Below are 25,156 nucleotides of genomic sequence, written 5' to 3' on the forward strand. Positions count from 1 at the left end.
TTTTTTATGTTTAATAAGCAGTGGCTTAACTCACGGTTAATTCAACTTAATATTACTGTAATGACGTAAGTCTATGACCTAAAGCGCTTGTACTGTCTGGAGTCAGCACAAAAGTATAATTACTGTCGCCATCAAAGCTGATTGAATCAGACTGATAAACTAAGGTTTGCGTGCCATTATCGGCTTCGTAAACAATGTTAATTTCATAATCATCTTCAGGCAATGTCAGGCTGAGTTTTTCGACAAAATCTAAATCCGTTAAGGTATATTCGGCGGTTTCAATGGTTTCTGAAGCGCGGACAAAATACACGGTTAAGTCATCATAATCGTAAGCTAAATTCACCACATCGACTTTATATTCAAAAGCTCGAGGTCGTAAGTCTTGCTCGATCACCATACCTTTAACAGAACTGTCTTCTTGCTGATAAATCAGTAAAGACTTCACTTCATCTTGGTTAAACGTTACCAACAAGTTATCGAACAACTTGGCTTTACTGGTCGCATCTTTAGTGGTGATACCATAATCATTAAACGATGTTGATTGGTAATCCGTTACTGTGAAGGGTGAAATACCATACAAGTATTGTGTTTCTTGCTTACTGGCAATATCAACATCAATGCTTTGCGTTTCTAAACCATTAAACACCCGGTAATCGGCAGTTGCCTCTAACGCGGCGTAAGTGACAGGCGTTGTAGTTGAGTCAATGCTGTCGATAGTGACGTTAATATCACCTGCACCAAAACTATTACGAATAATGAGTTTATAGGCGGTTTCGGAGGTTAAACTCATGCTACCTGTGGTGTAGAGCACATTTTTAGTGCCGGTTTCGGTCAGATAGACAATATAATCATCAGTATCGAATATCTGTTCGCTGGTGTAACTGCTATACGGCACATTACCCAGCATCACCGCTTGGTCAATGGTTTGGGTATCAAGTGAAATATAGGTATCAAAAGTACCTTCATCAGTCGCTACGTTAGCCACTAGCACTTCCATTTTGCTGTAGTCATTATCATCGTCGGCATTTAACTCATCCATTTCATCGCGTGAATAGTTAATATCCAATAGTTCTGGATCGTGATAATCACCATAAAGTACAAACAAATGGTTCGAGTCGCTCGCTAAATCAACGGCGTCGCTGTAAACGGTTACCGTTTCACTATCTTCGTCTTGACCATAAATTTCCAGTTCTGTGCTCCCTGTACTATAAGCATAGCGCGGCATTGCATCAGCAAAATCAACCGCCGTATATGAATAGTCATCCAGTACTAACGAAGTCGATGTGCTATTAGGTGATGCATTATAAAACTGCACATAAGCGACATCATCACTGCTTTCTTCACTGTCTGAGCCACACCCTAGTAACAAGGCTCCCATTGCAGACACCATCATCAATCGACTTATTTTTTTGTTAAACATATTTACTCCATTAACCATCTAGTTACATTTGCAAGAGTTATGACAACCCTTGCCTGTAAACGACTGTCAAGAAAGGTAAAGTAAAGATATAAAGCGTAAAGAGCCAAGTTAAAGTTAAAAAAAAGCCTCTTAATCAATTAGATAAGAGGCTTTAATTCTTTTTGCATTTAAACCATAAATGCATTTTTCAGCAAAAGGTGTTAATTACCCGCGATTTTCATCTCGCTCAGTAAAATACCGCCGGTGCGGATTGATGAACGTAAATCGCGATCTTTACCTACGCCTTGTATTCCCATAAACATGTCTTTTAAATTACCCGCGATAGTAATTTCTTCTACTGGATACAACACTTCGCCATTTTCAACATAAAAACCTGCCGCGCCACGTGAATAATCACCAGTAACGCCATTAACGCCTTGGCCCATCACTTCCGTAACAATTAAGCCGGTATTCATGGCTTTAACCAAGTCATCAAAGGTTTGATTTGAATGGCTTAGGGTCCAGTTATAAATACCACCAGCATGGCCTGTATTGGTCATCGATAATTTACGCGCCGAATAACTGGTTAGTAAGTAAGTTTCTAGTTGGCCACGATCAATAATACGACGGTCTTGAGTTGCCACGCCTTCACTGTCGTAGTTAGCACTGGCCAGTGCGCCAATTAAATGCGGTTGTTCTTCAATACTAAACCAGTCTGGGAATATTTGAGTATTCAGAGCTTCCATTAAGAAGCTCGACTTACGGTAAATACTACTGCCACTAATCGCGCCAATTAAATGTCCCATTAAGCCTGTGGCAAGTTCAGGAGCAAATAACACTGGCATTTTCGCCGTGGCTATTTTACGGGCATCCAAACGGCTTAAGGTTTTGTTTGCCGCTTGCAAACCAACCGCTTCAGGTGACAGTAAATCATGATATTTACGGGCAACCGTATAGTCGTAGTCGCGCTGCATATTGCCATCAGACTCTTGGCCTATTACAACACAACTTAAACTGTAGCGAGAGCTGCAATAGCCGTTAAGAAACCCATGGCTGTTACCATAAACCCTAGCCGCAGTATGCGCATTGGCACTCGCGCCGTCTGAGTTACGGATACGGCTATCAACCGATAAACTGGCTTCTTCTGCGCGAATGGCCAACTGGGCGAGCTCTTCAGCATCGATATCTTGTGGATGATATAACTCCAAATCGCGAATATCTTGCGCCATCAAAGCGGGATCAGCCAAGCCACTAAAAGGATCTTCTGAGGTATATTTTGCAATGCCATCGGCCGCTTTTACCGCTTGGCGAATTGCTTCAGGGCTTAAGTCTGAGGTCGATGAACTGCCTTTTCGACCATCACGGTAAATGGTAATGCCCAACGCACCGTCTTTATTAAACTCAACGGTTTCAACTTCTTTTTCACGGGTTGAAACCGACAAACCTTGCTGCTTGCTGATAGCCACTTCAGCGGCCGAAGTGCCTAACTCTTTCGCATATTCTAATGCGACAGATACCGCGTCTTTTAACGCCGATAATTCAGAATCAATTCTAGGTGTTGGTTCAGTTGCGCTAGGCGCTGAAGAAGGATGAGAAGCCACAAATTTACTCTTTGATTAGTCTAATTGACGCTAGCATATCAAATTCAATTGGCGATTGATAACCGCGCATTTATATCGCAGTTGATCATCAATAAATTCTGCATATTCTAGGCCAAATAAATGCTATCATTAATGCATATTGACTTGAGGTTTATGACTATGAAAATTGTTGGCGATTCTGAGCTATTTCAGCAGCCCTATGATAATGATGACAACTATGTCAGCAGAACAGGCGTTAAAAAAGAAAGTGAGGATGCTCAAGCACTTGGCATGCGTTTAGTGGCCCTGAGCAAAACTCAATTAGACAAAATGGGTTTAGATGAATTTCTATATGATGCGATTCTAAAAACAAAACTGATTAAACAAAAAACTGAAGCCTATCGCCGCCATTTACAATACATTGGTAAATTAATGCGTGGCTTTGAGCATGAACCTATTGAAGCAGCACTGGATAAAGTGTTGAACAAAAACAATAATGAAGCCGCTCAAATACAGATTTTTGAAAAAATGCGTGAACGTTTATTAGCGAATGGCGACGATGAAGTCCAAGTATTACTGGATTTACACCCACAACTTGATCGTCAAAAAATGCGTCAACTGATCCGCCAAGCGAATAAAGAACTGGCTAAAAACCCAGAATCAAAATCGTCTAAAGAGCTATATAAGTATTTAAGATCTGAAATAAAAGACTAGGGTCCATCTCAAAAATAGTCTGTTTAATAGAATAAGGATGTTGCTAATGCGGCTAAAAATGATGACTCGCACACTATTGTTATTATTAACTTCAGTGCTGTTATTTACAGGTTGTAACGGTGCCGCGGACGGCACCGATACTGACACACTGAGTGGTAATTATAGTATTACCGTCAGCTATCAAAATGTCGTCAATGGCCAATGTGATGCGAATACGGACTCACTGATTTTTGATCTTGATGGTAGCTTTTGTGCCATTGCACATCTCAAAATTGGTAGTACTAACGTTAGTGGAGCGCTCATTACTTTTAGCACCACCAATGCAACAATATCACCTACCACGGTGTTAACCTTATCTTCTGGTCTTGCGACAACTCTGGTCACATCAAGTAGTACCGACGCTGGCACGCTTAGCGCAACTTACTCTCCAAGTGATGCAGATGCTGTTAGTGCGACTCGCAATTATCAATTTAAAGAATATGACACCAGTGTTCCTGTCGAAGCAATTAAATTAACCACTTCTATAAGTGATGCAACCGGTCCGATTACTCGCTTTAATATTGATAAAACAGTTCAACTCAATGCCTTGCTTACTGACAGTAATAATCAAGCTATTGCTAACCAAATTGTGACATTCAATGCTGGTAGTGCTTCGTTAGCGCCAGCAACTGCACTAACAAAATCTTCAGGCATTGCTACGCTCAACTATACGCCGTCAGAGGCAGAGTTAGGTGCCAGTCTGTTAACCGTCACCACAGAATATCAAGGTAGTACTCTCACCAGCAGCAGCGCTTTTGAAGTGTTAGCGTCTGACGATATTGCCACGAATGGTAATGTTAAGATGGGCTCGTATAATGCTAATGGTGAGTTTGTTGAAAGTGAATTGGCGACAACGCTAGTCGCTACAACCGATGGCAGTTATAACATTAGCGCCGGTGGCACATTTGGGATTAGCGCTACGTTAGTTACCGAAAACACCGATGGCACATTAACACGCTTGCAAAATCCAACCAGCATCAGCTTTAGTTCTGACTGCTCTACCAATGACAACGCCACACTTGATTCACCTGTCACTAGCTTATCAGGCTCCGCTAGCTCAACTTTTTCAGATGTCAGTTGTAGTGGCAATAGTGAACGTAATGACACCATCATTGCGACAGCAACGGTTAATGGCGCTAGTTTAAATGCAAGTTTGCCTTTTACCTTAGCCCGTCAAACATTATCTAATGTGAGCTTTGTGTCAGCTGACCCAAGCCAAATCCGTATCAAAGGTTCTGGTGGTACCGGTTCAACAGAATCATCGTTAGTGACCTTTTTAGTCACCAGTGCTAATGGCCAGCCGGCAGCACAACAAACGGTTAATTTCAGCTTAGACACCAGTGTTGGCGGTCTGCGATTTGCTAATGGTGAAGTGACCGACAGCAGTATTACCAATTCCCAGGGATTAGTCAGTGTGCGAGTGCAAGCTGGCACCATTCCAACCCCTATAAGAGTGGTGGCATCAACCACAGACGCCGACACTAACCAAACCATTACCAGCCAATCAGAACAGCTGACCGTCAATACCGGCTTGCCACAACAGCTTGGTTTTAGTATTTCAAGATCAAATGGCAACCCTGAAGCGGGCGACTTCAACGGCGAACAAGTTACCATTACAGCTTATGCCTCTGACAGTTTTGCAAACCCTGCACCAGACGACACTACCATCAACTTTACCGCTGAAGGTGGTCAAATTGAACCATCGTGTTCCATGGAAAACGGAAAATGTTCCGTCATTTGGACATCAACATCACCACGGGTAAGTGACCATCGTGTAACGATTATGGCTTATGCGCTAGGACACGAAACCTTCTTCGATACCAATGGCAACAATGTATTTGACGATGCTGATGGTGGCGTGGTTAACGGCTGCTTAAGCGGCACAACGTCAGTAGCATGCAGTGGCAACGGCATGGATGTAGAAACTTACCATGGCGGTGGTTTTGTTGACTTGCCAGACGCCTTTAGAGATGACAACGAATCTCGCACCCATGATTCAGCTGAACCGTACTTTAATATTCAAGCGAGCAACACATACCAATTAGCTGACGGTCAATTTAACGGCCCACAATGCCAAGGTGCATTATGTAATAGCACGGCTATGAGTACTTATATCCGTAAAGCATTAGTATTAACAATGTCAGGCTCTGATGCTAATTTTGTCATTAGCCAAGATGGCAGCTTGATTAATGATTACGACACTGATGTTCAACCTATTGCACTAGATGAAACGACAAAGTTTGATGTGGTAATCACTGATAGCGCCAATCAAATATTACCTTCTGGTACAACCTTAACCGTTACTAGCACCGAAGGTGAATTGCAGTTCTCTGGCTATACCGTACCTAACAAGAGTTCAGCAGGAGGAACATCAACCTCATTTACCTTGAAAAATAATGGTACACCAGGCACAAGCCAAGTCACACTGACAGCAACTACGCCTAAAGGTGTGGTCACTAAATTGATATTTGATGTGACCTTGTCATAAGCTCAATATTCTCACTCCTATAATATTTATCGATCCTTCAAGCCTGCTACTTCAGCAGGCTTTTTTATACTTGGCATTCACAAATATGTTGATACAATAAGACGTGCAATACGGTATTTAATTGATATATTGTTGAAATAAAAACTATTTTTGCTAGCTGACGTTATGTTCACGCCTTAAATAGTACTCAACATTATGCGTTTCGATACCATCAATAGCATCTGTAAACAGGGCTAGTTTACTATTACGAGGGACCGATTTACGACTCTCGACGCATACTAAGGAATAATAATGCGCAAAATTTCTCTACTTCTTACTATAACTGCAGGTGTACTACTCACCGCTTGTGCCGCTAAACCACCAATCGTGGCTCAAAACAAAACGGTTGTCGTCAATGACCAAACCTTCGTGCTTGGCGGATCGTATGATAAAGCAAATAATAAACTGCTATTGACCGCTAATGGTGACCCGATCATGCAGGGTCGATTCCCGCCAATGACGCCTACCCAAAATCTTAATGCAAACTTTAAAGATATGAAATTTAAAGGTGATTGTTACTTTGGTTCGGTACTCGGAGATCAAGGTGGAAGCTTTGGTATTGTTGCTAGCATTGTTCAATCAGCAAAATCGAGCACTGCAGATAAATGCGACATTTTTATCGATGGCACCAAGCAAGAAACACTGTACTTCTAATTAGACATATTAATTAAGCGCTAGCCCTGCTTACCTACCTATCTATTAATCCATTTCGTTATCTCAGTTGAGATAACGTAACATCAGTTAGCACCAAATTGGTGCGAAGAAGGTTTATTCAGCACCAGAGCAACTCAATCAATTTTTATAAAATTAGTTAACACTATGTTTAAATTAAATTTTAACTACTGGTCTAATCCTTGCTTTCTCTTCAAGAATAGCCCCTAGTCTCACTAAACTATTACTCAGTAGTCGACCCGCATGCATTACAGATGTCATCACAATTGATTATCATCAAGGGGAAGTGAGTTGATAAGCTGTCCTTGTTGAGAATTGAATGATCCCTTTACACACCTCCATGCGCGGCCTACGTTGTTTTTGCGTCGCTGCTGAATGCTTAAGTTTTAAAGAAACCGCTAAAAGACTGTATCTAACCCCTTCGGCGGTAAGTCATCAGATTAAACAGTTAGAGGAATCTCTAAATCAGAGCTTGTTTATTCGTCAAACCCGCGCGGTGACATTGACCGAAGTTGGCACACGCTTTTACCAGGCCATCGAGCCGGTAATGCAGCAATTAGTCAACACAGTCAGTGAATTTAACCAATCAGACAGAATGCTCGAAGTCAGTATTTCAATGCCAGAATTTTTTGCCAGTGAACTGTTTATGCCTAAACTCATTGGTTGGTCATCTAAATATCCCAACATCAATCTTAAGCTCGAAACCATTAAGTCGCGTAGCGATACAATTAAGCACACTGATGTATCCATTATGCTCTCTGGTAAACAACAAACTAATGCCGATGTGTATGATTTATTTCCAATCACTTATATCCCTGCGTGTAATGCACAACTGCATGCTGAATTATCTTCACAAGGTTTTAAAGCATTAACTAAGGTGCCATTAATATTGCATAAAGCTCGACCTTACGCTTGGCATCAATGGGCCGAAAATGTTGGCTTTGATGCATTTCAGCCTAAGCAGATAATTCAACTAGACAGTATGTTCAGTGTCGCCCGCGCTGCAGAACAAGGATTAGGCATTGCACTCATTCCATTACCCATCAGCCAAGCATGGTTCGATAATGGCACCCTTCTACCATTATTTCCTCATCCACTTTATAGCCATGATCGCTATTATTTGATCCGCCACACCAATGAACAACAGCGACCAGAAGTGCAATTACTAATCGATTGGATCCTCAAAAGTTTCCATGATGAAAGTCATTAATAATTAGAGTGATAATGACTTTATTACACTGTTTATTATCATTTCAATAGCTGTTCAGCGTATTGCCGAACGTCGTCTGGCATCATATCTTCTGTGAAGGAATAAATATCCGACCGAAGAAAATCCAACATTAATGTGGCACGATATTGAGCAGAATCATTCCAAGCTTCATGTTCAGCAGTATCATCAAATATTAAACATTTACCTTCTTCCCAATAACGGGTTTCGCTGGCAACACGAAGCCTGCAGTCAGGTGGCACCACTAATCCAAGATGTAAACGATATACATTATTGGCCCAACCGACATGTGGTGTTATATGCGTATGGGGGGCTAGTAGCGAAAAACCAGCGAGAGAAATGCCGCCGATGTTTTCAACGAGTTTCGCTGTTTGAGGGCATTTAACGCATGCACCTTCAACACGATTCCCAAGCGCATACAAGCCGAAGACACTCCAGCCTTGACCATGCATTTGTTGTTGAACCCATGGGTCAAACGAGTCATTTGGTAGTGCAAGAAATTCATCTCGAATTATTTCCCAATTAGCTTCAAGCTCTTTCACAAAAGAAAATTTAGAGGCTTCAATAAACATAATCATTAGTCCTAAATATACTATTAGCATTATCAGCCACATTTTGGGCTAAAAATCAGTGATCATTGCCAATAGTTTCTGGCCGTCTTTAATTAAGTATCAGTTATAATCCTACATGCCCTATCTTATTGATGTAAAGACATTAAAATCTTAAGCAGTGCAGACGCAGACAGTATAAATAGACTTTGAATCATATCAATATGGCTTACACACTATCAGTATTAAATCCCTTGATACCGTTGAAGACTGTTTATAAAAGAATGTGTAAGTCGTTAAGGTTTCAGGTTCAATGAAAATTGTGGAGGTTAAAGAAAATCGTTGGATGACCATGTCATGAAACACATCGATGTTAATTGCCGCGGCCATTAATTAAACAAAACTATCACACCTCCCCATAAGTGAATTTTTTTAACCCATTAATGCGTTTTTTATCGTTTGTCGACGCTAGTCGTTTTGACTAAAGTTCACCTGTAGCGCGGCGCTACACAAACGTTTAAAGGAGCTACATCATGAAAAAGAGCATCGTTAATGGCCTAATTTGTGCCACATTAGTACTGACAGCATCGACAAGCGTAATGGCTGATGAGCAAGGTCAACAGATCAAAAGTAATGCCTACAAAATGGTATTAGTGGAAGATGTGCCTGGTGTTAACGCATTGCAGTCTGGTGATGTTGAAGCAGGCTTAACCGCTACTTTGTCTGCAAGTAAGTTCGCCGTGGATGACTATTCTCGCAACGTGAACTTATGCGCTGGATATGTGCAATTAGCTGATATGGAAAAAGCCCAAAAAGCCTGTAGTGCAGCCGTGAAAAGTGCTCGTACCCAAGTGGCGATTCCATCAATGACGGTTCGGGCTTATGCCTATAATAATCGTGGTGTAATGAAATTACTGAATAATGACAATTTAGGCGCATTAGCTGATTTTAAATATGCTGCAAAAGTCGATCACAGCGAGATATACCAACATAACGTTAAACGTTTAGAGGCAGCTTTAAACAATGCCCAAAACGGAATGATGTAATTGGACTCTGACCAAGAAACCGTCACGGTTGCCCTTTATCAGTCAACAATAAACCCCATAAAACAAATGAAATAGACAGGTCTATCGAGAAGATAACTGTCTATTTTTTTTACTCAGTGACAAACCTAGCTATAACCTTATTTCGATATGATAGAACCTGGCTAACTTCTATGGGTGATTTATGATGCAACATCAACATTTTTCTGTTTCCGCCCAATGGCGACTATGGCCATCGTGACGAATACTGCAAACAAGCCCCACAATTGTAACCATTTAGGCATTACCGCCGACCAACCAGCTCCTAATTGATTTAACTCGAGCATCCCCATAATCGCTGGAACAGCTGGAATAACTTGAGATGCTAATACCAATGGTTCTGGAATTAATGCAATCGGCCACACAAACCCTGACACAAATAAAATCGGCATCGACACCAGTAAATACAATTGGGTAGGTAATTCTCGACGATTAAATAAACTGCTAAGATAAATACCTAACGATCCCGTGGCTAATAGAAAGGGCAACATAAATAGCCCAACTTCAATCACCGTAGCCACCACGCTTACTTTGTACCAATAAAAACAAAAACCTAAATAGAAACTACTAAATAGCGCGTAAATCATCATAAACACACTTAACCGTGCAAGCACCAAGGTTACTGGACGTACTTGCTGCCAATAACCGGGTTTGCGCCATTGGCCTGCGCCCAAAATACCGGTGCCAATTAATAAGGTTTGATGCAGAATTAATAAAAATAATCCCGGCACCACATACGGTGTGTAACCTAAACTGGGGTTAAACGCTGGAACTGAATTAATATTAATAGAATTAACAGCTTGCTGGGCAAGTTGGGGGTTTTGGCCCTGAGCCAATAAACCAATTAACTGCACTTGTTTACTGGCATCTATACCGGCTGACACTAAGCCTTCTACTACGGCTGAATAAATCAGAAAGTAACTCGCATCGCCGCCGTAACTTAATGTTGCACCCTTGCCTAACAACAAATCGCGTCTAAAGTTAGCCGGAATAACCAGTAAGCCGTGAGCTTTACCTTGATCGATCCACATTTGTGCTTGCTCAATACTGCTTACCTTAGCGAGTATTTTTATCTTAGCACTGGCATCTGCGTGGCGAGTCACCAACCTACTGAGTGACGAATTATCGTGATCTACCACCACGACCTTTTGCTCTGTCGGCACCTGATTCAAATACGGTAACGGATACAGAACCGAGTAAAATAACACTCCACCAAATAGCGTCATCACAATCGCTTTGTCAGCCAATATAGCTTTGCATTCTGCTACGATTAATTGCCAGAAGTTCATCGGTTGACCTCCAGAGTAACCGGGTGACTAACATGACCCTGTGGCGGTATTTTCTGCGCGTGGCGGCCCAGCACATAAAGCAAAGGCAATAACAGTAAAAAGCCCCAATAAGAACTGATTTGAGTCAATACTTGCGGCAAGCCAACACCATAACTGACGACGCTGATATGAGAGTCTATATAGTGACTCGATGGCATCACCAACCGCCACCATTTAGCCAATAAGGGCATATCGTTTACGGGAAAGGTTATTCCCATAAATGCAAATGCTGGAGCAAATAATGCGGTACAGAAACTGACCGTGCGAGCACTGTCACGCATAATCATAAAAATAACCAACACTAACAACCACAATGCCATGAGCATGAATGCCTGTGCCAATAGCAATAACCATAGCGAACCCGACACGGGCAAAGCTAAATAGTGGTATAACCACACTAAAATAAAGCCACTATGAACGAGCATGATCGGACTATAAAATAACACTTTAACCCACACTTTTGGCCAAATGTTTCGGGCTAAATAATAGCGTTCACCTTGAGGAATAAGCTCCGCATTAACACTATTAACAAATACCAACATCGACAGTAATTGCCATAATGCAATTAATATAGGCGGGACTAAAAAACCAACATAGTTATTATTTCGGTTAAATAACGCCGTCGTTTGGTTACTAATAGGCGTTAAACTCACATCAACGGTGGCTTTATTTGCGCCTTTAAGTAATAGGCTCACCTCGCCAATATGCGTTAACCCCTCAGCAAGGCTGAGTTGTAACTGGCTGGATAATAACTTACCTACTAACAAAAATTGGCTGTTATAGCGAATATCAATAGTGGGTTGTTTTGATGTGAGTAAATCTTTTCTGAGCTGGTAAGGTAAAATAACTAGCCCGTATACTTGCGCTTGACGCATAGCTTCAATCGCCGCAGCTTCATTGGCAAATGAACGTGGTGCAATCACGGCATTGGCCGATAATTGCCTTGTTAGCATGCGGCTAATTTGGCTGTTATCTAAGTCAACCACGGCAACAGGGAGCTGCCTTGGCAACCCCGCACTAAATAACCACCAAAGTGCGATCACGCTAATTAGCGGAATATAGCTCACCAAGGCAAGTTGCCATGGTGAATTCCACAACGCTTTACATTCTCGCCTGAATAAATGCCTCATCAGCAAGCCTTATTAATGTTCGGCAAGCTTGTCGGCACGAAACAATACCGACATACCAACTCGTAAATCGACAATCTTTTGCTTAGGTGTCAGTTCAACTTCAAAGGTACGCATATCAAAGTCATGGCCGCTCTCTGTCGAGCGCCAAGTGGCAAAATTACCCATAACACTAACGTGCGAAACGGTAAATTCGACTTGCTGCTGTAGTGCTGGAATATCTAACATGACGGTTTGATCTTGTTTAAATAGCTTCAACAAATCTTCTCGAACTTGTAATACGGCCCACGCATCACTCATATCAATAATGCTTACCACCGGAAAACCACTCGGTGCAAGCTCACCTGCTTGTAATAATACTTCACTCACCTCCGCTTTTTTAGGTGAGCGCATTTGGCTGTCGGCTAAAATGGCATTGACCTCGTTAACCGCACCTTCTGCCATACGAGTTTTTCCTGCGGCTGCGGCTTTAGTTTCAACCCGCGCGCCTTCATTTGCCATTTGATACATAGCGTAAGCTGCTTGCTCGGTATATTTAGCCGCTTGCCATTGGGTATAAGCTTCATCGCGCTTTTGCCGTGCGACAACACCTTCATCAAATAAGTTTTCAATTCGTTGGTAAGTTTTTAGGCTAAGTTCGGTTGCAGCCTTGGCTTTTAACCACTGTTCTTTAGCTGCGGTAACTTGTTGCTGCCTTGCGCCATTTTTAGCTTGTTGCTGCATAGCCGTTGCCGCTTCAAGGCCGCCTTGAGCCTGCAGTAACTTAGCATCTAATTCTGGGCTGCTGATGGCAAACAAAATATCATTCACATTGACTTGGTCGCCTTTGCGAACCAAAACTTGCTCAACTCGGCCAGGAACTTTAGACGAGATATTATATTCACGAGCTTCTATTTGCCCTTGCAACACTGTCGGTTGAGGCGTAAAAGCTAGCATTACACCGTACCCTAACAATAATATAACTAGCACGAATGCGACCACTGCAATAATCTTGTTAGCCCGCATAAGCAGCCCCTTGAAGTTGAGTTCGGTTAATAAATTCATCTACTTGACCACTAATGGCCATCACTTTGGCATAGGCTTGCATATAACGATATTTTGCACCTAATTGCTGAGTTTTCACTGCAGTTAAGCTCAACTCGGCATCGATTCGGTCAATTGAAGTGGATAAGCCTTGGTTAAAGGACAACTCTCGCAATCGTAAATTCTCGGTCGCCAATGCTAATGACACATCCAGCGCATCCGCTTCTTCTTTAGCTTGCAGCATTTGCCGATAACTCTGATCAATCAACAAACTTAAATCTTGTTTGGTTTGTGCTTTGGTGTAACGCGCTTGCAGTAAAGCACTTTTCGCCGCGAGCACTTTTCCACTGCGACCATCACGGCTAATAAGCGGTATGCTCATACCAACACCCACCATCCAGTCCGGCTCTACTTGAGAAAATAAGCTGTCATCTTCATACAAGGTGTAGTTGCCGTATAAATACACCGTGGGGTAGTAACTGCCCTTTTCTAAGTCGACTAAACCATTGGCTTGAGCTTCTTTAGCTTCGAGTAGTTTTAACGCCGGATGCTGAGTTAATGTCAGCTGGCTAAGGCGGGGCAATGAAGGTTGTTGTTCGAGTAAAAACAGTGCCGAAATAGGATCGACCGACGGTATATGTAACATCCTTGCTAGCGCAATTTCAGTCATTTCGTATTGACGCTTGGTTTTGCCCCAGTTGACTTTGGCATTTTCTAATGCGACCTGGGCATTTAAGCGTTCAACTTTGGCTATTTGGCCTTGTTGTTCTAATTTTTGGGCATGACTCACATGCAAAGTTAACGAGTCCACCAGCTGCTTTTGGGTATCTACTAAGGTTTTTGTCACCGATACTGCGTAGTAGCGATCAACTAACTGAAGAAATAACTCACGCTGAGCTAGGGCAAACTCTTGTTCTCTCTCTGAGACTTGGGCAGCATGTATTCCTTGGGCTGCAGTAATTTTACCACCGGTATAAATGGGCCACATGGCTTGTAAACTGGCACGAAATACATCTTGTTCGGTAAAAGGAGTGACAAAGAGAGAGCCTGGGATTTCAGCTAATGCACTACTAAGAGCTGCTGGTAATGTACTTGTGTCGAGAGTCGCTAATGGATTTAAGTCACGTAAATCAAGTTCGATAGGTTTTTCGAGGCGAGTATAGCTGCCAGCAATATTAAGCGATGGGTAATTTAACGCATCACCGGCATCCTCTTCCGCTTTGGCGCGGTTGACTAGCTGAGCTTTAGCTTGAAGCTGATCACTCACTTGCGCCAATTGCTGCCAAGCATGACTAAAGGTAACGGGTTCAGCAAAAACACTAAGATGGACAAATAAAACACTGAAACACAGAGTAAAGTTCACTCGTCTGCGACAATATGTACTGATATGACGTTGTGCAACCATAAACACCTCTAGAGTTAATACTCTAATTCCTTGATGAATTATAACGTAATTCCGTTATTATCACAGCCACTAGATCATAAAGTGCATATTCACTCACATAAGATAGTGATCACAGTGAAGATCACCATAACTCACTGAGCATAAACACTCAGTGAGTGACCAACACAGTAAAAGTTAGTGTTAAGCGGTACCACCAACCGTTAGGCGATCAATTTTTAGAGTAGGCTGACCCACACCAACGGGTACGCTTTGTCCATCTTTACCGCACACGCCAACACCTTTATCTAAGGCTAAGTCATTACCTACCATTGAAATGAGTCCCATAGCTTCAGGGCCATTACCAATTAAGGTCGCGCCTTTAATCGCCTGAGTCACTTCACCGTCTTCAATCAAATAGGCTTCAGAAGCCGAGAACACAAATTTACCTGAAGTAATGTCGACCTGTCCGCCACCAAAGTTAGGCGCGTAAATGCCTTTTTTAACCGACTTAATAATGTCGGCTGGGTTTGACTCACCTGCGTTCATATAGGTATTGGTCATGCGCGGCATAGGTAAATGCGCATAAGATTCACGGCGACCGTTACCTGTAGGCTCTTGCCCCATTAAGCGGGCATTTAACTTGTCTTGCATGTAACCTTTTAAAATACCGTTCTCAATTAAGGTGGTTTTTTGGCTTGGCACGCCTTCATCATCGATGCTCAATGAACCGCGACGATTTTCTAAGGTGCCGTCATCCACGATGGTCACTAAGGTAGACGCCACCTGCTGGCCCATTTTACCGCTAAATGCACTGCTGCCTTTACGGTTAAAGTCGCCTTCTAAGCCATGGCCAACTGCCTCATGCAATAAAACACCAGGCCAACCATTACCTAACACCACGGTCATTTCACCGGCAGGTGCATCAATAGCGTGTACATTAACTTGAGCTTGGCGCACCGCTTCGCGGGCAAACTCAAAACTCTGCGGTAAGCCAGCTTCATCGGTGGCTAAAAAGGCGCTGTAATCGTGACGACCACCGCCACCAGCACTGCCACGCTCGCGCTTACCTTTGTCTTCTAAGATAACACTACAGTTAAAACGCACTAATGGACGAATATCTGCTGCTAATGTGCCGTCACTGGCGGCTATCAATATTTCTTCATGTACGCCCGATAAACTTACGACGACTTGAATAATACGGCTGTCGAGACTACGAATATAAGCATCGGCTTGCTTTAACAAATCGATTTTCTTCACTTCGTCCATAGCCGCTATTGGGTCAGCACTGTCATACAATTTATGGGCTGTTTGGCGCTTAAAAGCTTGTACTTTATGTTGCTCACCAGCACTGGCAATTCCGCGAGCAGCTTTTGCTGCTGCATCTAAAGCTGCTGGGGTGATTTCGTCAGCATAAGCAAAACCGGTTTTTTCGCCGGTAATAGCGCGCACACCTACTCCACGTTCAATGTGAAAGCTGCCTTCTTTTACAATGCCATCTTCTAATACCCAAGACTCATGACGACAAGCTTGGAAATACAGGTCTGAAAAATCGATATTGTGTTGATGAATGGTATTTAAGTAACCTTGCAGTCCATCTAAGGTTAATCCATCTTGCAATAAACTCTGCTCTACTTGGGTTAAAAATGGCATTAAAACTCTCTTTTTTAATTGGTAACGCGTACTGCGAATTTGGTTTCTGTCAGGCTCGTTCAGTGTTATTTCAACCAGTATTATTTAAACCAGTATTATTTCAACCAGTGTTATTTCAACTGCGGTTCTATAAATCGATTATGGCCTATCACTGGCATTTGTTGACGAATACGCCGTAGTTCCGTTAAATCGACTTTAGCTTGTACCCAGCCGCATTCAGTGGCTTGCTCTGCAATCACTCGGCCCCATGGGTCGACGATCATACTGTGACCCCATGTTTCTCGACTGCCCTGGTTATGTTGTCCCCATTGGCCCGCCCCCAACAAATAACATTGAGTTTCAATGGCTCGGGCTTGCAATAACACCTGCCAATGTGCTTCACCAGTGACTTTGGTAAAAGCAGAAGGTAACGCAATATAGTCTGCACCCGCTAAACGCAATGCTCGAAACATATCGCCAAAACGGATATCGTAACAAACGGCTAAGCCGACTTTGCCAAAAGGGGTGTCTATGACACAAATGCTATCACCGGGATGAAAGGTATCACTTTCACGATAAGTCTTGGTGCCATCTGCCACCTCAACATCGAATAAATGCAGTTTATCGTAATGACCTAGGGTGACGCCATGATCATCAAAAAAATAACAGCGGCTAAAGACTCTACCATCATCTGCACGCATGGGGATGGTGCCGGCAATAAAATACACTTGGTATTGTTTTGCCATTGCAGCTAATGCATCTTTAAGCTCACTTTGATGCTCGTTGCCAGCATGTTCAAGTTGCTGGCTTTCATGGCCACCAAACAATAAACAACACTCGGGCAACACCACTAATTGCGCTTCATCGGCCTCGCGGGGTAAGTCTTTAAGCTGCGAGTCGACAAACGCGAGATTGGCTTTGACATCGCGACTGCTTTGACATTGTAATAAGCTGATTTGCATTTCTCACTCCTGGTAGCATAACGACGTTAGTTGCTGGCTCGGCTAAAGTTTTGCGAATTCGATCAACTTCAGTGTCAGTCGCTGACGGTTGATTTACATCAGATGAATTATCGATACCAGGCATAAGTTGCGTGGATGGCGAACTTCTTGGTAGCGATTTATCTTCCGCTTCACGAGCGTTATCGCCACGCAGAACATCTGCCTCAACGTTATTTTCTGCTTTACTGTCTATGCTAGCTTTGGCTTTAGCTCCAATAGTCGTCTCTACACTGGTCTCGTCCGCTTGCGGTAAAATTGCTTTAGGTATTTCGATTTCTTTACTCTTACGCTCAAGCTCTTCTAGCTGCGGGTTGTCCATGGTACCGGTGACTCGGAAACGAATTTCAGAGATAACTTCAATAACCGGTTCTAACACTTTCGTTAGGGCAAACGCGCCTAAACCTAGGGTCCATGCACTCGTACTCAATAACACCACGGTTGGCACACTTGACGCAAGTTGCGGCACAAAACGAATGTCATAATTTAAGCTTTGGGTGGTTAAGTCGGTGTAGCCTCTTACTCGCATATTACCAGCAATAGCATCCATTTCAGAATCAGTGGTTTTAACCACCCCATTATCAATCGTCAAGTTACCGTTAAATGTATTGAAATATAAACCTTCGCCAAACACGTCCGAAAAATCTAACGATAATTTGCGCAACAACGAATCTAAACTAAATAACGAAAACACTCGGGCACCTTTATCACTAATTTCCGATAAATGACCTTTGCCCAAATCAAACTTAAGTTGGCCATTTAAGGTGTCGAGGGCGAAGTGATAAGGTGCGCCTTGCCAAGATAACTGACCAGATAGGTCCAGTGGTGCATCTTGCAATCCCGGGTTTATTTTTAACATCGTCGATAAGTCATCAAACTTGTCAGCCTGTAAATTAACCTCAAACAGGGTTTTATCGATACCATTTTCAACAGACCATAAACCGTTGGCCTGTAATGCTACCGTCGGTTTTGTGATGGAAACAGTTTGAAATTGGTAGCCTTGTTTATGTGGTAAGCCTTGCAGCACTAAGTGACCTAGTGATAAATCATTAACGCTAAAGTCATCAACATCTACAGCTAAAGTGGGCAGATTCTCTAGCATCGACGTTGGCGCTAACTCAACGGTTTCAGGGCCACTCACTACCGGGAATAAATGCAGCTTTTTCGCGACCACTTTGATGCCTTGATCGCGCCAGTTAGGATAAAAATCGATACGTCCCGCAAACTGCTGCGAATCAGCGTCAACGCGCCACACATGTTCAGTGGGTTGAGCATCAAAATGCAATTTATCAAATGATTGACCCAATACATTTAATTGAGCGATGTTGGCATGAATACCGACTAATTTAGGGAATGCGGGGGCTGTAGCTTCAATCGAAGAGGTGGCATTATGTTGTGCTGTAGCGCCAGGTAGCTCTGCAGCCGTTAAGATGCGGTCGCGTACCGATGAGGTGATCACTTCAGGTTCTGAGGTGGCACTAAAGCGATTAATAAGCGGGAGCCACTGCGCTAAGTCGACTTTTGGCAAGTCTAAATGTAGATGTCCTTGTTGCTTATTTAAGTTATCACCTAGTCTAAAGTGGCGACCAATCATGACATCATAATAGGCAAGCTGACTGCCACTATCAGCATTAAATCCACCCCAAAACTCCAGATCATTGCCCAGTTTAATGCTCAATGATGATTGTTTGTTATCGCCAATAAGATCCGCACTTAGCTTTCTGGGCTCGTCTGCAGATTTTTGATAAGGCATAGGTAAATCCAATGACGTACCGATAAGATCGGAATTAGCAGAGACTTGTAAGCTGTAACCACTGGGGTCAAAAATCATGGTTAGCCCGCCGTTCCAGTCTAGCTGCCCATGGTACGTTTCCGTCATTGGGTTATGTAAACTGGCAGGCAGAGCATCAAGATCCCATTTGCCACGCATATCGACATTCAATGCTAAATTGCTGTTGTGTTTACCGGTCTTTACGCTAAACGTTAACGGCTGTTGAAATAATCTGGCCTTAATATTTTTACCTTCAATCAATTGATTTACAAAGCTCACTTGCCCTGACACAGCCTGTAAATCTAAACCAGGCGAGTTAATAAACACTGGGTTATTATCAAGTGTGACTTGGCCTTTAATCAATTGTTCACCCCCTTTATATAAGGGAATGGAAAGATCTAATGTGGTATTAATATTTCGCTGAATTTGCACCACATCTAACGTTGCCCCAACAGAACCCCGCAATGAAGAGGCATTAATCACTTTGGTGGCGGCTTGTGCATCGGTGGTGATATCTGCTTCTACTCTTAATAAAGATTCTTTACCAAGATGTGGAATAGAAACTCGCGCACCGTCCACCACCACGTTATCGAGTTTGCCCTGATCAATATGCAAATCCATCATGTCATTTTCAAATAATGCGGAAAGCGTGAGCGAGCTAACGGCAGGCCAATTTGGTTGGAATTTAAAGATGCCGCTATCAAGGGTAAAGCCCGCTTGAAATACGCCACTGCTATCTTGATAAGGATAATCGCCTAATGCACCATGCCAAACGACTTGTGCATCGTTTATATTCCCAGCCACTAAACCGTCATTCAGGTAGTTGATTAAATTGGGGCTCATCGCCATTAATGGAAAATACCGCCCAAGATGAGAGACATCATTAATAGTGACATGAGCAGCTAAACCCATATGTGTCTGCTGGGAAAACTCAAGATTCAAACCGGCTTGCAGGGCAATATCATCATTAATAAATTCAATATTAGGTACTGTTAAGCGTTGTTGTTCGACATTATAACGCCCCATAATTGGGCTGCCGCGCAGCACAATTGGTTGACCAAAATCACCGCTAAAATCAAGCGTATACTCCTGCTCTGGCAAGGCAAACTCGAGTTGATTATTGGCCCAGGTTAATTGAGCATCAATAGGGCTAATACCAGGCACTGACAGATAAGGTTGCCACTGTAATTGCTGTAACTCGACCTTGGCGATAAAGGGTTTGTCGTCCGGTTTATACAGCCTAATCGGCCCAATTAGCCCTTGAGGGTTGAGTTGTTGCCAAATATTCACTTGCTGCTTACCCAAATCGGGCACTAGCGGCAACATTGGGGTTAAGTTCGCTGGAATAATCTGGTTAGCGTAACCAAAAAAGTCACCCTCGCGAGTGCCAATTGCCAACGTTAATGATGGCCAAGTTTGATCATTGGTCGATAAATCTAAATCGTGGCTGTCTATTTTCCAACCATCGGGTTGTAGAGTCCATTGCAATGAACCTGAGTTAATTGCAAATTTTTGCTGGGTGTCTGCATCGTGCCATTGTAACCAGCTGGGTTTAAAAACCAATATGCCATCACGAATTTGACGATGAGCAAATGTCATCCACGCATCGAGGTTTATCACGCCTTGAAATTCAATATTATCAGTGTTTGTTTGAGCGGTATGCTGCCTTGACGCCCATTCACCTAGGTCTAATGAGTCTGCGGTAACATAAAGCTGGCCTGCTACAGTATCGGGTTGATAACCATCCCCTGTAAGGTCAATGCGTAATGTTAATTGCTCTTGCTCCGACTTAAGCTGATCGACGTGGATAATACCTTGCGCTTGGTGACGATTAGCCGTGTTTTGCCATAGCAGATTATCGATAAAAATCGGCTGATAAGCATGTTGTTTACTCACCAGTTGTAAGGACGCGTCGGTAATTGAAAAATGTCCCAGCTGTTCTAATAACAGACCATATAACCAATCAAGATTAGCTTTATCGCCCACTTTAGCATGGTCATCACTAGCCGCTAACTCATCAAGATTTAACGCGACTTTAACGCCATCAAATACTACCGTTTCAATCTGTGGGCTCAAGGTGAAAAGCGACTGCCAAAAATCGAGTTTGATATGCACATTTTCGCTGATAACGGTAATCGGTAAGTTATCTTGTGGCGGTAAGACTAAATTATTAACGGTAAGTGCTGGCCCAAAAGCTTGCCATTCTGCACTCAGTTTATCCATCTGCACATGCAGTTGGTATTCACTTTCAAGATAATGGATTAACTCAGTACGTACTTCAGGAATATGGGGCAATAAACCACGAATAAGGCTCACAACCAGTGCAAAAAGCACCAGCGCGATAGCCAAAATTTGCCAACATAATCTGTTGATAGTTACTGCCTGAGTTGTCGACACTACATCATCACCACATCATATTTACTTTGAATGTATAACGGTTCATTTTGCAAACGAATACGCTTACCAATGTAGACTTCTAATTCTGCCAGCAAATGCGATTCATCACCACTAAAGCTCATATACACCGCCGGCGAGCAATACAGTAAAAACTCATCGGCTTTGTATGCTCGGTCTAAACGGATAATCTCTCGAAAAATTTCATAAGACACGGTTTCAATCGTTTTCATGGTGCCGGTGCCTTTACAGGAAGGGCATTCACCACACACCACATGCTCTAAACTTTCGCGAGTACGTTTACGGGTCATTTCCACTAAACCTAAGCCCGAAAAACCACTGACACTGGTTTTAACGCGATCTAACGCCAATGCTGCATTTAAGCTTTCTAGCACCCGCGCTTGGTGTTCCTTACTTAACATATCGATAAAGTCGATAATGATAATCCCACCCAAATTGCGTAACCGTAGTTGCCTTGCAATTGCTTGAGTGGCTTCGAGATTAGTATTGAAAATGGTTTCTTCTAAGTTGCGATGGCCAACAAATGCGCCGGTATTGATGTCGACGGTAGTCATGGCTTCAGTTTGGTCAATAATTAAATAACCACCAGACTTAAGTTCAACTTTACGGCCCAAAGCCCGTTGAACTTCGTTTTCAACATCATACAATTCAAAGATAGGTGCGGGGCCGGCATAATGTTCAATTTTATCCGCAATTTCAGGCATAAACTCTTGCACAAACTGTTGCAGCTCTGCATAAGTTCGACGCGAATCGACTTGAATATGGTCAAGCTCAGTACCGACAAAATCACGAATGATCCGCACTGGTAAGGCTAAGTCTTGATACAGTAAAGTGACGCCTTTACGCTTACGACGCTCGCTGACTTTAGCCCACACCCGGCGTAAAAAGGCCGCATCTTGAGCAAGTTCATCTTCACCCACATTTTCAGCCGCGGTACGAATAATAAAGCCGCCGTCATCATCAACATAAGGAAGAGTAATATTTTTAAGGCGTTGACGTTCATCTTCAAGCTCAATACGTTGCGATACGCCAACATGACTAGAACCAGGCATAAAGACTAAATAACGTGAGGGTAAGGTAATGTCAGTCGTAAGGCGGGCGCCTTTGGTACCGAGTGGGTCTTTGACCACTTGCACCATAATGTCTTGCCCTTGACGCACGAGCTCAGCAATATCACGCACCACAAAGTTGCCTTTTTCGACATCGGCAACACATTCGGTATGAGGAACAATATCTGAGGCATGTAAGAAAGCAGCTTTATCTAAGCCAATATCAACAAACGCGGCTTGCATACCTGGGAGGACACGGCTGATTTTACCTTTGTAAATATTGCCGACCAAACCTCGCTTCATGCGACGTTCAATATGCACCTCTTGTAAAACACCATGCTCGACTAATGCAACACGCGCTTCTGTTGGCGTGACATTGATAAGTAATTCTGTGCCTTTTTTACGTTGTGCTTTTATGTTCATAAGCCACCAGTATTCGGGTCATGCTCCAATCGTAATATTGACAGCAGTTGTACCACCGTAGATGACCGATTAAAGCAAAGGTTAAGTTTGCTGCATCATGCAGGCTAATAATTCACGTGTTTCGACTAACGGCAAACCAACCACTGCAGAGTAACTGCCAGTAATCGATTTAACAAAACAACCACCCAGAGCTTGTATACCGTAAGCACCGGCTTTGTCCATCGGTTCACCTGAGGCAACATAAGCATCTATGTCTGCTGCAGACAATTCACAAAAGCTCACTTGGGTACGGCATAGTCGGTTAAAGGTGTGTTCACCGTCTGTTAACGCTACCGCGGTCATCACTTCGTGAGTTTGACCGGATAATAATGCCAGCATACGTTTGGCATCATTTAAATCTGTTGGTTTACCTAATATCAGGCCATTTAACACCACTATCGTATCTGAACCCAGAACTTGAGGCTTAACCACATGACCGCTAAGCACTAGGCCCGCTTGGGCTTTTTCAAGTGCGAGACGACAGACATATTGCTCTGCCGTTTCAGTCAACAAAGGTGTTTCATCAATGTTGGGTGCGACAAGCTGAAACGAAAAATCGAGATGACTAAATCCTGCTTGTGCCAATAATTCTTTTCTTCTTGGTGATGTTGAAGCCAGTACCCATGCCATCGGTTATTTACCCTAATTAGTGTACATTAAAATCATACTCACTTTAGTGCGTAAGGATTAACGTACTTTATAATGGCGGCGCATATTGCGTAACACCCAAAACACCCACCACCAAATAAATAAACTCGAAATAGCGGGTAAAAACATGTCCACATTAAATGGGGCTGCGCCTACAACAACAAACTGCACCCAAAATATCACTGCATGATAAATACAAATAAAACAAGCAACCAGTAACGACTGTTGCCAGCGAGGATAGTTACGTAACTGTTGGCACAACAACACCACAATATAAATCACTAATGATAATGCTAATGAACGGATCCCTAGATGAGCGCCCAACAACACATCAAGCATCACCCCTAACAACCACGCAGTGAGAATACTGTAACGATGCGGTAGCGCCATGGCCCAATACATCATCACCATCAATAGCCAATCCGGTCGCCAGGCTTCTACCATTTTTGGCAACGGCATAATCTGAAACATCATCCCGATGAATAAGGTCAGCCATACCACTAAGCGACCATTTGCAATATGTGCGCTCATTGGTTTACCTCGCTTGTTACTGGTGTAGTGGTTGTTTCTACGGGTTGAGGTTGGGGCGCTGAAGAATTTGCAGTGGCAGCGGCTTTATCTGCCGCTTCTTTTATTAACTCTTGTACGTCATTAGGCAGCGTAAACGGTTTGGTTTCATCAGGCCAAATCAGTAACACGTATCGAATACGATCTAGCGCTGCCAAAGGTTGAGCATAAATTACGGCATAACTCTGGCCATCATCACGCGACACGCTAATAACGCGCGCGACAGGATACCCTTCAGGAAAACGATTACCCAGCCCTGAAGTGACTAATAAATCACCCACTATAATGTCAGTGCTTTTCGCCACATGACGTAGTTCAATTTGATCAATATCACCCATGCCATTCGCAATGGCCCGCACATCGTTACGGGTAACACGTACCGGAATACCATGAGTGGTATCGGACACCATCAATACTCGACTGGTAAACTCACTAACCTCCACCACCTGTCCCACAACGCCCTGGGCGTCAACCACAGGTTGACCAACATAAATGCCGGTTTGTGAACCATGATTTAACACCACAAATTGACGAAATGGATCACTGGCAACTTCCATCACTTCAGCCACCATTTTACGAGAATCCATGTGCACAGGCGAACCGAGTAATGCACGTAAACGCTCATTTTCTTGGCGAACATGCTCAAAACGTTGTAAACGTTCTGACATAACCAGTTGTTGGCGTAACAGTTCTTTGTTTTGCAGTTCAAGCATATTGCGGGTGGCAAAAGCCTCGGCTGACCAGTCGAGCATCACCCCTGGTACATTGGCTAAATACTGTAGAGGACTTAATACGGAGGATAAAGATTGGCGTATTGGATCAAGGCGATTATTGGTCATAAGTAATGCCACCGACAAAATAATTGCCAGTGTCAATCTAAATTGACTCGAGACGCCACGAACGAAAATTGGTTTCATAAATTGTTCGCAACTTTGTTAACCCATAAAATGTCATTAACAAAGCCGC

Annotated in this window: 19 protein-coding genes; 5 read left to right on the forward strand and 14 right to left on the reverse strand. The window is 43.0% G+C overall.

Annotation, left to right across the window (positions count from 1 at the left end):
• Window positions 1–52 precede the first annotated feature (52 nt).
• Both CXF88_RS16405 and pmbA read right to left on the reverse strand, forming a co-directional pair.
• Window positions 53–1,420, reverse strand: a complete 1,368-nt coding sequence (locus tag CXF88_RS16405) for a hypothetical protein (RefSeq protein WP_101087670.1) — start codon at window positions 1,418–1,420, stop codon at window positions 53–55.
• A gap of 200 nt (window positions 1,421–1,620) precedes the next feature.
• Window positions 1,621–3,000 carry a metalloprotease PmbA gene (gene pmbA, locus CXF88_RS16410; protein ID WP_101087671.1) on the reverse strand — a complete coding sequence of 460 codons (1,380 nt, stop codon included), beginning with the start codon at window positions 2,998–3,000 and terminating at the stop codon, window positions 1,621–1,623.
• A gap of 159 nt (window positions 3,001–3,159) precedes the next feature.
• Here pmbA and yjgA point away from each other — a divergent pair, with 159 nt between their 5' ends.
• From yjgA to CXF88_RS16430, 4 genes are all read left to right on the forward strand, one after another.
• Window positions 3,160–3,693 carry a ribosome biogenesis factor YjgA gene (gene yjgA / locus CXF88_RS16415; protein ID WP_101087732.1) on the forward strand — a complete coding sequence of 178 codons (534 nt, stop codon included), beginning with the start codon at window positions 3,160–3,162 and terminating at the stop codon, window positions 3,691–3,693.
• A gap of 46 nt (window positions 3,694–3,739) precedes the next feature.
• A complete protein-coding gene (locus CXF88_RS16420; RefSeq protein ID WP_101087672.1) occupies window positions 3,740–6,220 on the forward strand; it encodes an Ig-like domain-containing protein in 2,481 nt (826 codons plus the stop codon).
• 291 nt (window positions 6,221–6,511) lie between these two features.
• Window positions 6,512–6,913 (forward strand): hypothetical protein, encoded by a 402-nt coding sequence (locus tag CXF88_RS16425; protein WP_101087673.1) that lies wholly within the window; start codon window positions 6,512–6,514, stop codon window positions 6,911–6,913.
• Window positions 6,914–7,250: 337 nt separating this feature from the next.
• Window positions 7,251–8,141 carry a LysR family transcriptional regulator gene (locus CXF88_RS16430; protein ID WP_197708456.1) on the forward strand — a complete coding sequence of 297 codons (891 nt, stop codon included), beginning with the start codon at window positions 7,251–7,253 and terminating at the stop codon, window positions 8,139–8,141.
• A gap of 38 nt (window positions 8,142–8,179) precedes the next feature.
• On the opposite strand, the gene CXF88_RS16435 is transcribed toward CXF88_RS16430, so the two are convergent.
• Window positions 8,180–8,761 (reverse strand): aspartyl/asparaginyl beta-hydroxylase domain-containing protein, encoded by a 582-nt coding sequence (locus CXF88_RS16435; RefSeq protein ID WP_197708457.1) that lies wholly within the window; start codon window positions 8,759–8,761, stop codon window positions 8,180–8,182.
• A 479-nt stretch (window positions 8,762–9,240) separates the two neighbouring features.
• On the opposite strand from CXF88_RS16435, the gene CXF88_RS16440 reads away from it, so the two are divergent.
• The gene (locus CXF88_RS16440) at window positions 9,241–9,753 is read left to right on the forward strand and encodes a hypothetical protein (protein WP_101087675.1); all 513 of its coding nucleotides are present in this window, start codon (window positions 9,241–9,243) and stop codon (window positions 9,751–9,753) included.
• Between the two features lie 179 nt (window positions 9,754–9,932).
• Here the strand turns inward: CXF88_RS16440 and CXF88_RS16445 are convergent, their stop codons facing one another.
• The 11 genes from CXF88_RS16445 to mreC all read right to left on the reverse strand — a co-directional run bounded on the left by CXF88_RS16445 (window position 9,933) and on the right by mreC (window position 25,107).
• Window positions 9,933–11,078 (reverse strand): ABC transporter permease, encoded by a 1,146-nt coding sequence (locus CXF88_RS16445; protein WP_101087676.1) that lies wholly within the window; start codon window positions 11,076–11,078, stop codon window positions 9,933–9,935.
• Complete coding sequence (locus tag CXF88_RS16450; RefSeq protein ID WP_101087677.1) at window positions 11,075–12,247, reverse strand: ABC transporter permease; 1,173 nt, start codon at window positions 12,245–12,247, stop codon at window positions 11,075–11,077. Before CXF88_RS16450 ends, CXF88_RS16445 begins: the two co-directional genes overlap by 4 nt.
• A 12-nt stretch (window positions 12,248–12,259) precedes the next feature.
• Window positions 12,260–13,249 (reverse strand): biotin/lipoyl-binding protein, encoded by a 990-nt coding sequence (locus CXF88_RS16455; protein ID WP_101087678.1) that lies wholly within the window; start codon window positions 13,247–13,249, stop codon window positions 12,260–12,262.
• Entirely contained in the window at window positions 13,239–14,672 is a 1,434-nt protein-coding gene (locus CXF88_RS16460) for a TolC family protein (RefSeq protein WP_101087679.1), read from the reverse strand. Before CXF88_RS16460 ends, CXF88_RS16455 begins: the two co-directional genes overlap by 11 nt.
• Window positions 14,673–14,852: 180 nt before the next feature.
• A complete protein-coding gene (gene tldD, locus CXF88_RS16465) occupies window positions 14,853–16,301 on the reverse strand; it encodes a metalloprotease TldD (protein ID WP_101087680.1) in 1,449 nt (482 codons plus the stop codon).
• Window positions 16,302–16,411: 110 nt separating this feature from the next.
• Complete coding sequence (locus CXF88_RS16470; RefSeq protein ID WP_101087681.1) at window positions 16,412–17,242, reverse strand: carbon-nitrogen hydrolase family protein; 831 nt, start codon at window positions 17,240–17,242, stop codon at window positions 16,412–16,414.
• On the reverse strand, window positions 17,166–21,446 hold the full coding sequence (locus tag CXF88_RS16475) for a YhdP family protein (RefSeq protein ID WP_101087682.1): 4,281 nt from the start codon (window positions 21,444–21,446) through the stop codon (window positions 17,166–17,168). The genes CXF88_RS16470 and CXF88_RS16475 overlap by 77 nt, the downstream gene beginning before the upstream one ends.
• A complete protein-coding gene (rng, locus tag CXF88_RS16480) occupies window positions 21,446–22,936 on the reverse strand; it encodes a ribonuclease G (RefSeq protein ID WP_059747760.1) in 1,491 nt (496 codons plus the stop codon). Before rng ends, CXF88_RS16475 begins: the two co-directional genes overlap by 1 nt.
• 81 nt (window positions 22,937–23,017) lie before the next feature.
• Window positions 23,018–23,605 (reverse strand): nucleoside triphosphate pyrophosphatase, encoded by a 588-nt coding sequence (locus CXF88_RS16485; protein ID WP_101087683.1) that lies wholly within the window; start codon window positions 23,603–23,605, stop codon window positions 23,018–23,020.
• Between the two features lie 57 nt (window positions 23,606–23,662).
• Window positions 23,663–24,154: a rod shape-determining protein MreD gene (gene mreD / locus CXF88_RS16490; RefSeq protein ID WP_011639151.1), complete on the reverse strand. Its 492-nt coding sequence runs from the start codon at window positions 24,152–24,154 to the stop codon at window positions 23,663–23,665.
• On the reverse strand, window positions 24,151–25,107 hold the full coding sequence (gene mreC / locus CXF88_RS16495; RefSeq protein ID WP_101087684.1) for a rod shape-determining protein MreC: 957 nt from the start codon (window positions 25,105–25,107) through the stop codon (window positions 24,151–24,153). The genes mreD and mreC overlap by 4 nt, the downstream gene beginning before the upstream one ends.
• Between the last annotated feature and the right edge of the window lie 49 nt (window positions 25,108–25,156).

It is taken from the genome of Shewanella sp. ALD9 (assembly GCF_002836315.1).
GTDB lineage: Bacteria > Pseudomonadota > Gammaproteobacteria > Enterobacterales > Shewanellaceae > Shewanella.